This is a genomic window from Aquabacterium sp. NJ1, from assembly GCF_000768065.1.
In the GTDB taxonomy this organism is placed as follows: Bacteria; Pseudomonadota; Gammaproteobacteria; order Burkholderiales; family Burkholderiaceae_C; genus Aquabacterium.
Map to the genome: position 1 here is coordinate 4,247,815 of NZ_JRKM01000001.1, position 15,346 is coordinate 4,263,160.

Sequence of the window (15,346 nt, forward strand, 5' to 3'; positions counted from 1 at the left end):
GATGATGGGCGCTGGCAATCGGGGCCTCCCCCTTATAGGGGGCCTGCGGTGTCGGTACTTGTTCACGTTTTGGAGGTTGCGCCCCTTATGTCCAGCTCACAGGCCTATGTGCCCGTTCAAACGGCCCAGTCGCGCTTTGTCACTGCGCGTGGCCTGAAGCACCACGTGTTTGTCTGGGGGGATGTGGCCCGTGCGACGCCCGCACAACCCTTATTGGTGATGGTGCATGGCTGGATGGACACCTCCGCCTCGTTCCAGTTCATGGTTGATGCGCTGAGGCAACAGCCCGGCTGGGCGGAGCGCCCCATCGTGGCCATCGACTGGCGAGGTTTCGGCCTCACCGAGACCCCGCAGACGGACAGCTATTTCTTTGCCGATTACCTGGGCGACCTGGACTTCCTGCTTGATGAGCTGGCGCCCGGTCAGCAGATCGACCTGCTGGGGCACAGCATGGGCGGCAACGTGGTCATGCTGTATGCCGGGGTGCGCTCCGAGCGCATCCGCCGCCTGGTCAACCTGGAGGGCTTCGGCATGCCCGCCACCGAGGCCACCGAGGCCCCAGAGCGCTACGTCAAGTGGCTGGACGAACTCAAAAAGCCGGCTCAGCTCAAGGGCTACGCCACACTGGAAGAAGTGGCCAAGCGCCTGCAGGCCAACAACCCGCGCCTTCGCACGCCTTTCGCGTTGTGGCTGGCCGGGCATTGGGCGCGCCAGCAGGGTGAACGCTGGGTGATCAATGCGGACCCGGCGCACAAGCGCCCCCAGCCCATCCTCTACCGCGTCGAGGAGGTGCGGGCATTCCTGCAGCGTATCCACTGCCCCGTGCTGTTCGTGGAAGGGGCGCAAACCCTGTATTTCATGCTGTTCAACGGCAAGTTTTCGCGCGAGGAGTTTCTCGATCGCGTGAAACTCGTGCCCGATTTCCGCCTGGAAAGCATCGACGATGCCGGCCACATGCTGCACCATGACCAGCCGGAGGAGCTGGCCGTGCACATCGCCAACTTCCTGAATGTGGCGCCTTTGGATAATCCCCCCGCCGCATGAGAAAATAGCCGGATTGAAAAAGGCTCCAGTCACCGACTGCCGGGCCTTTTTGACTTGAACAACGACCCGAACCCATCCGCAGGATCCACATGGACATCGAACACATCAACGCCCTGGGCGCTCAAATTGCCGACCTGACCCAGCGGACCGCCGAACTACGGAGGTATCTTTGACTGGGATGAAAAGTCCCGCCGCCTGAGCGAAGTCAACGCCGAGCTCGAAGACCCCTCCGTCTGGAACGACCCCAAGCGCGCCCAGGAGCTGGGCAAGGAAAAGAAGTCGCTTGAAAACGTGGTCGTGACCATTTCCGAGCTGGAAACCGGCCTGGCCGACAACGCCGAGCTGTTCGAGATGTCCAAGGCCGATGGCGACATGGACGGCCTGCAGGCCATTGCAGACGACGTGACGGCCCAGGCCGCCCGTGTGGGCGAGCTGGAATTCCGCCGCATGTTCAACAACCCGGCCGACCCGCTGCCCGCGTTCGTGGACATCCAGGCCGGTGCCGGTGGGACCGAGGCCTGCGACTGGGCCAGCATGCTGCTGCGCCAGTACATCCGCTACGCCGAGCGCAAGGGCTTCACTGCCACGGTGGAAGACATCACCGACGGTGACACCGCCGGCATCAAGAGCGCCACCATCAAGGTCGAAGGCGAATACGCCTTTGGCCTGCTGCGCACTGAAACCGGCGTGCACCGCCTGGTCCGCAAGTCGCCGTTCGACTCGTCCGGTGGCCGCCACACCAGCTTTGCCAGCGTGTTCGTCTACCCCGAAATCGACGACACCATCGAGATCGAGATCAACCCGGCCGACGTGCGCACCGACACCTTCCGCGCCAGTGGTGCAGGCGGCCAGCACATCAACAAGACCGACTCGGCCGTGCGCCTGACGCACATCCCGACCGGCATCGTCGTACAGTGCCAGGACGGCCGCAGCCAGCACAGCAACCGCGATGTGGCCTGGAAGCGCCTGCGTTCGCGCCTGTATGACCATGAGATGCGCAAGCGCCAGGAAGAGCAGCAAAAGCTGGAGGACACCAAGACCGATGTGGGCTGGGGCCACCAGATCCGCTCTTACGTGCTGGACAACAGCCGCATCAAGGACTTGCGTACCAACGTCGAAATCTCCAACACCCAGAAGGTGCTGGATGGTGATCTTGACCAGTTCATCGAAGCCAGCCTGAAGCAAGGCGTCTGAGTTTGACGCCACTGCAGGCCTCCTGCCTACACCCCCACAGGGCTTCCTTGAAGTTCTTCATCCAAAGGACTCACAGACATGCGTGAAGGTACCGCTACCCTCATTCGCCGCGAAGACTACGCGGCGCCCGCCTTCTGGATCAAGACGGTCGACCTGACCTTTGATCTGGACCCGGCCAAGACCCTGGTCATCAACAAGATGACCGTGGAGCCCAACGTCAGCCAGCCCGGTGCCCCGCTGCGCCTGGACGGCGAGGACATCACCCTGACCCGCGTGCTGGTCGATGGTGAGCCGGTGACCTTCCGGTTCGAGGACCAGCAACTCGTGCTGGAGAACCTGCCTCAGCAGCCCTTCCTGCTCGAAATCCGCAACATCTGCACGCCTGAGAAGAACACGCAGCTGTCTGGCCTGTACACCAGCAGCGGCAACTTCTTCACGCAGTGCGAGGCCCTGGGCTTTCGCCGCATCACCTATTTCCTGGATCGCCCCGATGTGATGGCGACCTTCAAGGTCACCCTCAAGGCCGACAAGCGCAAGTACCCGGTGCTGCTGTCCAACGGCAACCTGGTGGAAGAGGGCGCCATCGATGGTGGCCGCCACTACGCCGTCTGGGAAGACCCGCACCCCAAGCCTTGCTACCTGTTTGCCCTGGTGGCGGCTGACCTGGTGCGCCGCGAGCAACGCATCCGCACCCGCGCCGGCAAGGATCATCTGCTGCAGATCTATGTGCGCGCCGGTGACCTGGACAAGACCGAGCACGCGATGAACTCGCTGATTGCCTCGATCGCATGGGACGAAGCCCGCTTCAACCTGAGCCTGGATCTGGAGCGCTTCATGATCGTCGCCGTGAGCGACTTCAACATGGGCGCCATGGAGAACAAGGGCCTGAACATCTTCAACACGAAGTTCGTGCTGGCCAATCCGGCCACGGCCACCGACGTGGACTTCGGCAATGTGGAGAGCGTGGTCGCCCACGAGTACTTCCACAACTGGACGGGCAACCGCGTCACCTGCCGCGACTGGTTCCAGCTGTCGCTGAAAGAAGGCCTGACCGTCTTCCGCGACCAGCAGTTCAGCCAGGACATGGCCGGCAGCCAGAGCGCCCGGGCGGTGAAGCGCATTGAAGACGTGCGCACGCTGCGCCAGTTACAGTTCCCCGAGGACGCGGGCCCCATGGCCCACCCGGTGCGCCCCGACAGCTACATGGCCATCGACAACTTCTACACGGCCACCGTGTACGAAAAGGGCGCCGAAGTTGTGCGCATGATGCACACGCTCGTGGGTGCCGAAGGCTTTGCCAAGGGCATGGCGCTGTACTTCAGCCGCCATGACGGGCAAGCCGTGACCTGCGACGACTTTGCCCAGGCCATCGCCGACGCCAACCCGGGTAGCGAGCTCGCAAACCGGCTGGACCAGTTCAAGCGCTGGTACAGCCAGGCGGGTACACCGCGCGTGCAAGCCCATGGCGTGTACGACGCCGACAGCCAGGTCTATACCCTGACCTTGAGCCAGACTGCGGCGGCCACCCCTGGCCAGCCGGTCAAACAGCCCGCCGTGATCCCCGTGGCCATGGGCCTCGTGGGCGTGGATGGCCGCCAGATCAACCTGCATTTCGAAGGCAAGCTGGCCCCGCAAGGCCATGACGCGGTGCTGGTGCTGTCCGAAGCCTCGCAGACCTTCACCTTCGTGCATGTGCCAGTGGAGCCCGTGCCCTCGCTGCTGCGCGGCTTCTCGGCACCTGTCGTGCTGGAAACCGAACTGGGCGACGACGCGCTGTTCACCTTGCTCAGCCACGACCTGGATCCCTTCAACCGTTGGGAAGCGGCCCAGAAATTGGCCCTGCGCCGCATCCTGAGCGCGGTGCACGGCAATGGCCACGCGGAGCTGGACCAGCGCTTCATCGACGCCATGCGTGGTGTGCTGCGCCACCCCGAGCTGGACGCCGCCTTCAAGGACCTGGTGTTGACGCTGCCGAGCGAAGCCTATGTGGCCGAACAGCTCGACGTGGTGGACCCGCAGCGCATCCACACCGCGCGCGAAACCATGAAGCTGCAGCTGGCGCAAGCCCTGCATGAGGACTGGGCCTGGGCTTACGAGCACCACCAGGACAACGGCGGGTATTCGCCGGATGCGGTCAGTGCGGGCCGCCGCGCCTTGTGCAACCTGGCTCTGAGCATGCTGACCCTGGACGGTATCACCCGCCACAACCCGGTCTGGCCGGGCCGGGCGTTCCAGCGTTTCAAGGACGCCACCAACATGACCGACCGCCTGGGCGCCTTGTCTGCGCTGGTGCACAGCCACGCCGAGCTGGCCGCGCCGGCGCTGGAGCGCTTCCACGAGCAGTATCGTGAAGAGGCCCTGGTCATCGACAAGTGGTTCACGCTGCAAGCGACCGCACCGGAAAAGGACGGCAAGGTCTTTGCCCGTGCCAAGGCCCTGATGCAGCACCCGGACTTCACCCTGCGCACGCCCAACCGCGCCCGCAGCCTGCTGATGGCGCTGTGCCAGATGAACCCGGCGGCCTTCCATCGCACGGATGCGGCAGGCTACGTCTTCTGGGCCGACCGTGTCATCGAGATCGACGGCATCAACCCGCAGCTGGCAGCCCGCCTGGCCCGCGCCATGGACCACTGGCGTCGCCTGGCCGAGCCTTACCGCACGGCGGCCCGCGAGGCCATCAGCCGTGTGGCCGCCAAGGCCGAGCTGTCGGATGACGTGCGCGAGATCGTCACGCGCGCGCTGCAGGATTGAGCGTCCGTGCCCCTTTTCAATTTTTCAGATCGAGTCAAGACCATGACCAAACACATCAGCCTCACGCAGTACCTGATCGAGCAACAGCGCGGCGACGCTCAGATCCCGTCGCAGTTGCGCCTGCTCATCGAAGTGGTGGCGCGCGCCTGCAAGCGCATCGCCATCAGCGTCAGCAAGGGCGCCCTGGGTGAAGTCCTGGGCACCGCCGGCAGCGAGAACGTGCAGGGCGAAGTTCAGAAGAAGCTCGACATCATCGCCAACGAGGTGCTGATCGAGGCCAACGAATGGGGCGGCCACCTGGCCGGCATGGCATCCGAAGAAATGGATGACATGCACGCCGTGCCCAACCGCTACCCGCAAGGCGAATACCTTCTGCTGTTCGATCCCCTCGACGGCTCCAGCAACATCGACGTGAACGTCAGCATCGGCACCATTTTCTCGGTGCTCAAGCACAAGGGCGGCGTCGAGGTCACCAACGACAGTTTCCTGCAGGCGGGCACCGAGCAGGTGTGCGCAGGCTACTGTGTGTATGGCCCGCAGACCACCCTGGTGCTGACCGTGGGCCGTGGCGTGGTGATGTTCACGCTCGACCGCGAAATGGGCGCCTGGGTGATGACCGACAGCGACGTCAAGATCCCTGAAGACACCAAGGAGTTCGCCATCAACATGTCGAACATGCGCCACTGGGCCCCGCCTGTGAAGCGCTACATCGACGAGTGCCTGCAAGGCAAGGAAGGCCCCCGCGGCAAGGACTTCAACATGCGCTGGGTGGCCTCGATGGTGGCCGACGTGCACCGCATCCTGACTCGCGGCGGCATCTTCATGTACCCCTGGGACAAGCGCGAACCCAACAAGCCCGGCAAGCTGCGCCTGATGTACGAAGCCAACCCCATGAGCTTCCTGGTGGAGCAGGCCGGTGGCGCCTCGACCAACGGCCTGCAGCGCATCATGGAAATCAACCCGACGCAACTGCATGAGCGCGTGAGCGTGGTGTTGGGTTCGAAGAACGAAGTGGAGCGTGTGACCGCCTACCACCGTGAAGCACAGTAAATTGCCGTGCTAGAATTTTGGTCTTGGAAGCCGGTGTAGCTCAGTCGGTAGAGCAGCTCATTCGTAATGAGAAGGTCGAGGGTTCGATTCCTTTCTCCGGCACCATCTGAACAAAGCAAAAAGCCCAGTCGAAAGACTGGGCTTTTTTGTTGCCGACGCCCTTGGGGCTCGCTCGACGTTCTTTGGGTCAGGTGGATGACTTGGTCGCGCATGCGGCGCAGATGCACGCCTTGTGCTTCAGCGGCTCGGGGACCCGGGCCAACAGTTCTGCGCTGAAGCGCACATCACGACACCAGCAAGGCGTGTCCAGCTTGCCGGACTCGGCTGCCGCGCAGGCGTTCGGGCCGCCGCAAAGGGGGCAACTGTGGTTGGGCAGGGCCTTGTCGACCGTGACGCTCATGCCTTTTTCTCCCAGGCATTGCACCAGCCAACGGCCGTGACTTCCTTGAACATGAACAGGCCGCAGGGGCCCGAGGCCGCGCCCTTGTCGCCGGCATACAGCGAGCAGTTCGCGCAGGTCTGGCCGAGTTTGAATTTGGGGAACTTGGCCGCGTCCACTGTGCTGGCGTCCGCGCGATAGTCCATGGCCAGGGCTTCGGGGGCGGACTCTTTCAGCAGCGGGTCAGCGTGGGCCCAGGTGCAGCAACCCAGTCCACCGAGGATGGGCGCCAGGGCGATGAAATCTCTGCGTGACAGACGGCGGTTGACGCGTGCAACAGGCATGGCAAGGCGGCGAGAAGAGGGGTAAGCGGATGATACGCCGCTCGTTTCCACAGCTCCATTTGCATGTCGATATGAACCCCCTTACACACCGTCTGCGCTGTTTGCTTTTGCTCAGCAGGTGCCTGCGAACAAGTGAGTGCGGGCGTGTCAATGCCCGTCGCCAGAGGTTCTGAAATCGTGCGCCCAAAGAAAAAGTGCCGCGCTGGGCGCGGCACTTGGTTGGGAGCCCGAGGCTCCGCGTGAAGGGGCTAGTCGATCAGTTGCTCATCCGTTCGACGGCGCCGATGTCGCTGGCCGTGCCGAATGTGGTGCGTGTCTTGCCTTTGAAGGTTGCCATGTCGAACTGGAACTGCACCGGATAGTTGGCGACAACAGCGGGCAGTGCCTGAGCCGTGTCCACGATGGTAGAGCCGCTCAGCGGAGTGAGGGTGGCGCTGTCAGTCGGAGACGTCGTGCCCTTGATCAGGTTGGTGAAGCCGGTCAGGGTCGTGGGAACGGGGCGGCCAGCGGAATCCGAGAAGGTGCTCGGTACCCAGTTCTTGCCCAGGTTGAAGGTGCCGCCAGCCGTCCAGTAGGCGGTGTAGACGTCATCCCAGGCAGCGCGCAGGGCCGGTGAGGTCACCGTGGAGGCGAAGTTGAACACGTTGTTCCAGATCTCGGCCTTCTCTTCCGTGGTGGACAGCTGGAAGATGACCGGAGCCGTCACGGTGCCCGTGATCGTCACGGTGTTGTTGTAGAAGTAGAGCGTGCCCTTGCGGAAGATCGGTTCACCCCAGTTGGAGCCTGGCGTGGAGTAGTAGTGGTCACCACCGTAGTGGATGGCCGAACCGGTCGAGCCGTTCTTGGTGATGATGTTGCCGTACACATAGGTGGTGCGGTAATCGGCATAGCTCATCGCCGTGGTGGGGAAGTCTTCTGCCTCAACGAAGTCCAGAGAACGCGAGCCTTCGCTGATGTCGTTGTAGCGAACGATGGAGCCTACCGAGCGGTCCTTGATGGCGCCGCCGTTGGCGCCTGCGCGCTGGGCACCAATGCGGTTGTACTCGTAGACAGGGTGCACGCTCTGGATGTAGAGGTTGTGCTCGTGGTCGTCGCCGACGATACCGTTGCCGTAGATGTAGTTACCGGCGATCCGGAGGTTTTCCGTGATGGTGGAGGTGCCTGCGCCAACTTCTACCGAGCGGGAGTAGATGCCGTTCGTGCAATCGTGGATCACGTTGTCGGCAATCGTGATGTTCTTGCCGCGTTCAACCCAGATGCAGCCGCCAAAGCTGTCGTAAGCCTGCACGACACCCGCCGAGTTGGTGAAGGTGTAGGAGGGATGCGCAGCACGGATCTCCAGGCCATCGATCTGAATGTAGGTGGGGTAAGCGGTGCCCCAGTCCTGGGTGCCCAGGCGGTCCACCATGACGATGGCGCGCTTTTCCTGGATGTTGCCGGCGCTGGCGCCGACATAGCTCAGGCCCTTGCGTGCCACGGCATTCTGACCGTCAATGATGGGGCGTTCGCCGTTGGGGCCCTTGACGCCGCAGACGCGTACGGGGGCCGATGCGGTGCCCTTGGCTGCCAGCAGGATGTGGCCACGATAGGGGTTGGTCGAATAGAAGATGCGAACGGTGTCACCGGCCACCAGCTTGTCCCAGGGGACCAGATCCAGCGATGCGAGTTGCCCGGTGCCTGGGCCAACCTGGTAGTCGGTGCCGGAGCCTGAAGGCTGGCAGACTGTGGTGATCGCGACATCTGTGGTGGCGCCCGTGGTCGTGCCGGTTGTCGTACCTGTGGTGGTACCGGTTGTCGTGCCGGTGGTGGTACCGGTTGTCGTATCTGTGGTGGTGCCGGTTGTCGTACCTGTGGTGCCGGACGTCGTGGTGTTGGACACGGTCACGGACACGGTGCTGGAGCTACCCTTGTTGCCAGCCTTGTCGTAGGCGATGGCCTTCAGGGTGGCCGAGCCATTGGCCAAGGTCTTGGAGTCAACCGTGAAGGCGTACGGGCTGGCGGCGACGCTACCGCTCAAGGCGCCATTGACGTACAACTCGACCTTGGTCACCCCGACGTTATCGCTGGCCGACACGGCAACAGCCACGGCGCCGCTCACTGCGGTGCTGGCAGAAGGCGACGTGATCGAGGCCGTGGGGGCAGTGGTGTCTGCATAGTAGACGCGGCGGCCAGCGTATGCCGCAAACAGCGTGCAGGCACTGACCAGAACAATACCTGCCTTGGCCTTGCGGTTAGCAGTTACTTTTTGCGTGATGATCTTGGAGGATGGGGACATGTTCAACCTTCTCGACGTGGGCGTGTATGCGCTCAGGGCGTTGTCAAGCTTCACCTGCCCTCTACAAGGCGGTGATGGTGAATACTCGACGGGGGGTAATTTAAATACCGGGTGCGTTGATATTCAGGATCGGATATGGCCTGTTTTTATCCCTCTAATTCGAGGGGCACCCGAAAGTAAGAGTTTTCCCGCTGTCACCGGGGCGGTGTCCTTCAGGACACACAATGCGCCATCTGCGTGGAGTTGAGAGCGATACTGCATTTCTCTATGGGTTCAGCGTTGAAACTCGGTATATCCGTGTGGAAGGTGAATGAACTGTCGTTTCATCACCATGGAACGCAGTGTAATGGCAACCCCCTAGTTCAATGTTTGCTACTCCGTGACCACGCGTCGCATTCTGTAACTCACTGTAATCATCGTCCGGTGGCATTTGAACGTGAATCGGCCGTGATTTTCCGCACAAAAAATGACAAGCAGATTCTGTTATCTGTCGCCAATTCAAACTATTCGTGACGTGTTTCACGCGGGCCGATGCCCCTCTGGCCGGTAATAGTTTTTGTCCGCGCGCCCATTCACGCCCAGTTGTCATTTCTTGTTGCACAAAGCTAGGGGGGTAGGGCCCGCAAGGCGCGTCTGACGGGGTGTCGGTCGGCGTTTCGGGGCACGGGGCACCCCTTGTGATGAGGTGTCGCGCGAGCGAAAAGCACAACGCCAGCGCTCAGGTGGCCCGAGGCTGGCGAGTGTGTGGCATGCAGACTTATCCCCGCAAGCTGTGGATAAGCTTGTTGGCAAGCCTTTGGTAAGGTGGGTTTCCCCTGGGAAGCACCTTGGGTTGCCTCGAAATGAGGCAGTTTTGTGACGTAGTTCCGGGAATCAGGCGCGGCGGCGCTTCACGACGGCCAGGCCGCACAGCCCCAGGCCCATCAAGGCCCAGGTGCCAGGCTCGGGCACGGGGGCGGTCGCTTGCACGGCAATGCCGTCGATGGACATGTAAGCCTTCTGCGAGGGCGAGGCCAGCATGAAGGAGAGTTGCTGGCTGCTGGCCGTGGCCGTGAAGGTCAGCGACTGGTTGGCCCAGCTGGAGCCCAGGGCCAGTTCTGCACCCGAACCGACGGCGGCACCGTCCAGCAGCACGCTGATGGCGTTGCTGCCCAGGTAGCTGATGTTGCCGTAGGTGTAGCCGAAATTGCCTGCTTCCCAGGAGACGGTGTACTGCTGGCCGACCTGCAGGCCGCTCAGGGTCTGGCCGAAGCGCTCCATGTAGGAGCCATAGGCGCCCAGGCCGACCCAGGTACCACCGTCTGCCGAGGCGGTGGGGGCGGCACCAAAGCGCAACTGGCCGACCACGCCCACGTTGTCGGTGGTGTCCATGATGTCGGGTGTGCCTTCAAAGATGCTCCAGCCCGTGGGTACACCGTTGTTGGTGATCGGGCCGGTCAGCGAGCCATTGACCACGAGGTTCTGGGCCGCAAAGGCGGGCGAGGCGGCGATCAGGGCGGCCAGGGCAATGTGACGGAGGGACATCATGGGCGGCTTCTTCAAGAAGGGCGCCCAGCTTCGGGCGCGGAAACAAACGTGTAACGAATCGTAGCCTCACCCGTGCGCGTGCCGCCATCCCCTGGCTGGTGGGTCGAAGGGGCGGTACAGCGCAATTGCGTGAATTCATCACACTTGAGCAAGCGATCGCGAGAGGCTTTCAGCCACTAACATGGGCGCTTTCATGCATCCGGCTCGTCCAAGAGCCCTTGAACGCTGTGAGTACTGGCCTTTTCACCTCCCTGCCGGGTCTGGCAGTTTCGCCTTCCAAGACCGACCCCAACCCGCTGGTGATCTACCACGGCAAATGCCCGGACGGCTTTGGCGCCGCGCTGGCCGCCTGGTTGTACTTCGAGGGCCAGGGCGAGTACCTGGGCGTCACCCACGGCAAGATCAACGATGTGGCCGAGTTGCCGCCACTCGAAGGCCGGGCCGTCTACATCGTGGACTTCTCGTTTGACGAGACCATCATGCAGGGCATCGACGAGCGGGCGGCCAAGCTGGTCCTGCTGGACCACCACAAGAGCGCGGCCGACAAGCTCGGGCGCTTCCAGTGCCGTTGCGGCGCGGTGCACTTCGACATGTCGCAGTCTGGCGCGATGCTGTCGTGGAAGTTCTTCTTCCCCGACCAGGCCGTGCCCGATCTGATCCGCTTCATCCAGGATCGTGACCTGTGGAACTGGGCCTACCCGGAAAGCGCCGCGTTCTTGTCGGCGCTGGACCTGGAGCCCAATGAGTTCCCGCGTTGGGCCGAGATCGCGGCGTTCACGGCCGAGCAGGTCAGCGAGTTCTGCCAGCGCGGCACGGCCATGAACGAGAAGTTCCTGAACCTGTGCAAGGACATCGCACAAGGTGCTTCGCCTGTGACCTTCAATGGCCAGCAAGGCGTGATGGTGAACTGCCCGGGCGCGTTCACCAGCGAGGTCGGCAACATGCTGTCGGCCGAGTGCGGCAGCTTCGCCTTGTTGTGGAGCGTGTCCAAGGACGGCACGGTCAAGGTGGGCTTGCGCGCCGTATCCAGCTACAACGCCATCCCCCTGGCCGAAGCCATGGGCGGCGGTGGGCACCCGCAGGCTTGCGGTTTCCGCATGGGCCCCGAGCGCCTGCCGGAGTTGCTGACGGGCGTGTTCTGGTCTGATCCGGAACAGCGGCCCGCCGCCTGAGCTTCTCCGCTTGATTGCCGCCCGGTCAGACCGGGCGGTTTTCGTTGGGGTTGCGCACCGGCCCCATCAACTCCAGCCCTTCGGCATACGTGATGGTGTCGAAGGTGACGTCGTACTTGAGGGCCGCATCGGCGATGCGGTCGAGCTTGGCGGCGGTATCGAGCTTCTTGAGGTCATTGCGCTCCAGATAGAGCAGCTCCAGCAGTTCGTTGTACACGGTGCCCTCATCGATGGGCAGCACATAGAACATCGCACCCTTGTAAGGCACCTGGTACTTCTTGCTCAGGTCGATGTTGTTGCAAAACAGGAAGTACTTGCCACCGGCAGTCAGCGCATCGCCCAGCACCTCGGCCACGTCCTTGAGGTGCTCGAAGGACAGCAGGTAGCCCGTGAAGAAGGGCAGCGTGTTCTCGCCGATATTGGCCACGGCCATGACCTGGTCGCAGGTCAGCTCGGGCGGGCGCGCTTCGTCGGCCAGCTGGGTTGAAAAGCGCAGGGCCAGTTCACCGCGAAAGCCAAAGCGCGAGGGCTTGTGCGTCATGCCCTTGAACACGGGGTTCTGCAGATAGCGACCTTTGTCCAGTCGGCCAAACACCGTCTGTTCAATGGGATTTTGCTCGATGGTCACGGTCATGGTCAGTCCTTAAGAGTGGACGCGAACGGGTGTGTGAAGGGTGTTCGCGCTTGTTGAAACAAGACCCTTCAATGCAATCGGCATACCAGTGCGGCCCACACTGTTGACCACACCGCGTCCAGCCTGTGTTCACGCAGTGTTTCCCACGCACGCACGTGTTTTCCAGCCTGGTGTCGCTTGTGCGACCAGGCGCTTCCGTCATGTGTCGTTCGCGACGTGATGCGGTGTTTTGTCAGCTTTCAAACAATGCCCGGGAGGGCTGTGTTTGAGACGTAAAAAAGCCATTTCCCTAGCTGAATCAAGCACTTGCGGCTACTGAGCGCAGGTGGCACAGCAGTTGCGATAGAGGTCTTGCGCAGACCATGTCTGGCCAGTGAGTGGCGGCAAAAGAAGACCGACATCGGCACCAAAGGCACATCAGGGTCGCGGCTTCGCAACCTGCTTTTTTTCCTCATTTTCTGGAGAACTGAAATGGCTTCTTTGAGACAGATCGCCTTCTACGGCAAGGGTGGCATCGGCAAGTCCACCACCTCGCAAAACACCTTGGCTGCGCTGGCCGAAATGGGTCAGAAGATCCTGATCGTCGGCTGCGACCCCAAGGCTGACTCGACCCGTCTGATCCTGCACGCGAAGGCCCAGGACACCATCCTGTCGCTGGCTGCTGAAGCCGGTTCGGTGGAGGACCTCGAGCTGGAAGACGTCATGAAGGTCGGTTACCGCGACATCCGTTGCGTGGAATCCGGTGGCCCTGAGCCCGGGGTCGGCTGCGCTGGCCGCGGCGTGATTACCTCGATCAACTTCCTGGAAGAAAACGGCGCTTATGACGGCGTGGACTATGTGTCCTATGACGTGCTGGGTGACGTGGTGTGTGGTGGCTTTGCCATGCCCATCCGTGAAAACAAGGCTCAGGAAATCTACATCGTGATGTCGGGCGAGATGATGGCCATGTACGCCGCCAACAACATCTCCAAGGGCATCCTGAAGTACGCCAACAGCGGTGGTGTGCGCCTGGGTGGCCTGGTTTGCAACGAGCGCCAGACCGACAAGGAACTGGAACTGGCTGAATCGCTGGCCAAGATGCTGGGCTCACGCCTGATCCACTTCGTGCCCCGCGACAACATCGTGCAACACGCTGAGCTGCGCCGCATGACCGTGCTGGAGTACGCACCGGACTCCAAGCAGGCTCAGGAATACCGCACGCTGGCCAACAAGGTCCACGGCAATGCCGGCAACGGCACCATCCCCACCCCCATCACCATGGACCAGCTGGAAGACCTGCTGATGGAGCACGGGATCATGAAGACCATCGACGAAAGCCAAGTGGGCAAGAGCGCTGCCGAATTGGCGGCTTGATGCCACAAGAGGGGGGCCGGGGGCCCTCCCTCCGAACCCCCCTCTGAATGATTGAAAGACCGGAGTCACACCATGAGCATGACCGTTGAAGAACGCAAGGCCACCAACAAGGCCTTGATTGATGAAGTCCTCAAGGCCTATCCAGAGAAGATGGCCAAGCGCCGCGCCAAGCACCTGGGCACCTTTGAAGAAGGCAAGCCTGATTGCGGCGTGAAGTCCAACATCAAGTCCCTGCCCGGTGTGATGACCATCCGCGGCTGCGCCTACGCCGGCTCCAAGGGCGTGGTGTGGGGCCCGATCAAGGACATGATCCACATTTCGCACGGCCCCGTGGGCTGTGGCCAGTATTCATGGGCTGCGCGTCGCAACTACTACATCGGCGTGACCGGTGTGGACACTTTCGTGACGATGCAGTTCACGTCCGACTTCCAGGAAAAGGACATCGTGTTCGGCGGTGACAAGAAGCTGGAAAAGATCGTGGACGAGATCCAGGAACTGTTCCCCTTGAACAAGGGCATCTCGGTGCAGTCCGAGTGCCCAATCGGCTTGATCGGTGATGACATCGAGGCCGTGTCCAAGAAGAAGTCCAAGGAACACAACAACCACACCATCGTGCCGGTGCGTTGCGAAGGCTTCCGTGGCGTGTCCCAGTCGCTGGGCCACCACATTGCCAACGACGCCATCCGCGACTGGGTGTTCGATGGCAAGACCAAGAAGGAGCACGAGTTTGCTTCGACGCCGTATGACGTGGCCATCATCGGCGACTACAACATCGGTGGCGACGCCTGGTCCAGCCGCATCCTGCTGGAAGAGATGGGCCTGCGCGTGATCGCGCAATGGTCGGGTGACGGCACCATCGCCGAGCTGGAAAACACGCCCAAGGCCAAGCTCAATGTGCTGCACTGCTACCGCTCGATGAACTACATCAGCCGCCACATGGAAGAGAAGTACGGCATCCCATGGGTGGAGTACAACTTCTTCGGCCCCACGATGATCGAGAAGTCGCTGCGCGAGATCGCTTCGCACTTCGATGACACCATCAAGGCCAAGGCTGAAGAGGTGATCGCCAAGTACAAGCCGCTGATGCAGGCCGTCATCGACAAGTACAAGCCTCGTCTGCAAGGCAAGAAGGTCATGCTGTACGTGGGTGGCCTGCGCCCCCGCCACGTGATCGGTGCTTACGAGGATCTGGGCATGGAAGTGGTCGGTACCGGCTACGAGTTCGGCCACAACGACGACTACCAGCGCACCACGCACTACATCAAGGACTCCACCTTGATCTATGACGACGTGACCGGCTACGAGTTCGAGAAGTTCGTCGAGAAGATCAAGCCTGATCTGATCGGCTCGGGCATCAAGGAAAAGTACGTCTTCCAGAAGATGGGTGTGCCCTTCCGCCAGATGCACAGCTGGGACTACTCCGGCCCTTATCACGGCTATGACGGCTTTGCCATCTTTGCTCGTGACATGGACATGGCCATCAGCAGTCCGATCTGGGGCCTGACCAAGGCGCCCTGGAAGAACTGAAGAACCTGACCCCCTTGATGCCTTCGGCATCGTCCCCCCATGGGGGAACGGCCCTCTTGGGGCGGCCCGGCGAGGGCCAGTCGCCCCTCGGTGAAC

At 62.0% G+C, this 15,346-nt stretch carries 12 protein-coding genes and 1 tRNA gene; 8 read left to right on the forward strand and 5 right to left on the reverse strand.

The window, feature by feature from the left end:
• Positions 1-87 precede the first annotated feature (87 nt).
• The 5 genes from JY96_RS18240 (at position 88) to JY96_RS18260 (ending at position 6,144) form a co-directional block, all read left to right on the forward strand.
• A complete protein-coding gene (locus JY96_RS18240) occupies positions 88-1,044 on the forward strand; it encodes an alpha/beta fold hydrolase (protein WP_035039613.1) in 957 nt (318 codons plus the stop codon).
• An 89-nt stretch (positions 1,045-1,133) separates the two neighbouring features.
• Positions 1,134-2,238 (forward strand): peptide chain release factor 2 gene (gene prfB, locus JY96_RS18245; RefSeq protein ID WP_152606569.1). Its coding sequence is split into 2 segments (ribosomal slippage): positions 1,134-1,214 and positions 1,216-2,238, totalling 1,104 coding nucleotides; the frame shifts between segments, so codons are not numbered across the junction.
• 78 nt (positions 2,239-2,316) lie between these two features.
• Entirely contained in the window at positions 2,317-4,989 is a 2,673-nt protein-coding gene (gene pepN / locus JY96_RS18250) for an aminopeptidase N (RefSeq protein WP_035039617.1), read from the forward strand.
• Between the two features lie 42 nt (positions 4,990-5,031).
• Positions 5,032-6,039: a class 1 fructose-bisphosphatase gene (locus JY96_RS18255; RefSeq protein ID WP_035039619.1), complete on the forward strand. Its 1,008-nt coding sequence runs from the start codon at positions 5,032-5,034 to the stop codon at positions 6,037-6,039.
• A 29-nt stretch (positions 6,040-6,068) separates the two neighbouring features.
• Positions 6,069-6,144 (forward strand) — tRNA-Thr (locus JY96_RS18260).
• 82 nt (positions 6,145-6,226) lie between these two features.
• Here the strand turns inward: JY96_RS18260 and JY96_RS18265 are convergent.
• From JY96_RS18265 to JY96_RS18280, 4 genes are all read right to left on the reverse strand, one after another.
• Entirely contained in the window at positions 6,227-6,439 is a 213-nt protein-coding gene (locus JY96_RS18265) for a cysteine-rich CWC family protein (RefSeq protein ID WP_035039620.1), read from the reverse strand.
• Positions 6,436-6,762: a high-potential iron-sulfur protein gene (locus JY96_RS18270; protein ID WP_035039622.1), complete on the reverse strand. Its 327-nt coding sequence runs from the start codon at positions 6,760-6,762 to the stop codon at positions 6,436-6,438. The genes JY96_RS18265 and JY96_RS18270 overlap by 4 nt, the downstream gene beginning before the upstream one ends.
• Before the next feature lie 256 nt (positions 6,763-7,018).
• On the reverse strand, positions 7,019-9,037 hold the full coding sequence (locus JY96_RS18275; RefSeq protein ID WP_035039624.1) for an Ig-like domain-containing protein: 2,019 nt from the start codon (positions 9,035-9,037) through the stop codon (positions 7,019-7,021).
• Positions 9,038-9,910: 873 nt separating this feature from the next.
• On the reverse strand, positions 9,911-10,564 hold the full coding sequence (locus tag JY96_RS18280; protein WP_035039630.1) for a PEP-CTERM sorting domain-containing protein: 654 nt from the start codon (positions 10,562-10,564) through the stop codon (positions 9,911-9,913).
• A 227-nt stretch (positions 10,565-10,791) separates the two neighbouring features.
• On the opposite strand from JY96_RS18280, the gene JY96_RS18285 reads away from it, so the two are divergent.
• Positions 10,792-11,736, forward strand: a complete 945-nt coding sequence (locus tag JY96_RS18285) for a DHH family phosphoesterase (RefSeq protein WP_035043570.1) — start codon at positions 10,792-10,794, stop codon at positions 11,734-11,736.
• A 25-nt stretch (positions 11,737-11,761) separates the two neighbouring features.
• Here JY96_RS18285 and JY96_RS18290 read toward each other — a convergent pair whose 3' ends face one another.
• Positions 11,762-12,370: a hypothetical protein gene (locus tag JY96_RS18290; protein ID WP_035039632.1), complete on the reverse strand. Its 609-nt coding sequence runs from the start codon at positions 12,368-12,370 to the stop codon at positions 11,762-11,764.
• A 471-nt stretch (positions 12,371-12,841) separates the two neighbouring features.
• Here JY96_RS18290 and nifH point away from each other — a divergent pair, with 471 nt between their 5' ends.
• Positions 12,842-13,723 carry a nitrogenase iron protein gene (gene nifH, locus JY96_RS18295; RefSeq protein WP_035039634.1) on the forward strand — a complete coding sequence of 294 codons (882 nt, stop codon included), beginning with the start codon at positions 12,842-12,844 and terminating at the stop codon, positions 13,721-13,723.
• Between the two features lie 72 nt (positions 13,724-13,795).
• A complete protein-coding gene (gene nifD / locus JY96_RS18300; RefSeq protein WP_035039635.1) occupies positions 13,796-15,250 on the forward strand; it encodes a nitrogenase molybdenum-iron protein alpha chain in 1,455 nt (484 codons plus the stop codon).
• The last annotated feature ends 96 nt before the right edge of the window (positions 15,251-15,346 follow it).

Bases quoted from the DNA above. Each gene is read 5' to 3' on its own strand.
- JY96_RS18240 (WP_035039613.1), top strand. From the start codon at position 88: ATGTCCAGCTCACAGGCCTATGTGCCCGTTCAAACGGCCCAGTCGCGC.
- pepN (WP_035039617.1), top strand. From the start codon at position 2,317: ATGCGTGAAGGTACCGCTACCCTCATTCGCCGCGAAGACTACGCGGCG.
- JY96_RS18255 (WP_035039619.1), top strand. From the start codon at position 5,032: ATGACCAAACACATCAGCCTCACGCAGTACCTGATCGAGCAACAGCGC.
- JY96_RS18265 (WP_035039620.1), bottom strand. From the start codon at position 6,439: ATGAGCGTCACGGTCGACAAGGCCCTGCCCAACCACAGTTGCCCCCTT.
- JY96_RS18270 (WP_035039622.1), bottom strand. From the start codon at position 6,762: ATGCCTGTTGCACGCGTCAACCGCCGTCTGTCACGCAGAGATTTCATC.
- JY96_RS18275 (WP_035039624.1), bottom strand. From the start codon at position 9,037: ATGTCCCCATCCTCCAAGATCATCACGCAAAAAGTAACTGCTAACCGC.
- JY96_RS18280 (WP_035039630.1), bottom strand. From the start codon at position 10,564: ATGATGTCCCTCCGTCACATTGCCCTGGCCGCCCTGATCGCCGCCTCG.
- JY96_RS18290 (WP_035039632.1), bottom strand. From the start codon at position 12,370: ATGACCGTGACCATCGAGCAAAATCCCATTGAACAGACGGTGTTTGGC.
- nifH (WP_035039634.1), top strand. From the start codon at position 12,842: ATGGCTTCTTTGAGACAGATCGCCTTCTACGGCAAGGGTGGCATCGGC.
- nifD (WP_035039635.1), top strand. From the start codon at position 13,796: ATGAGCATGACCGTTGAAGAACGCAAGGCCACCAACAAGGCCTTGATT.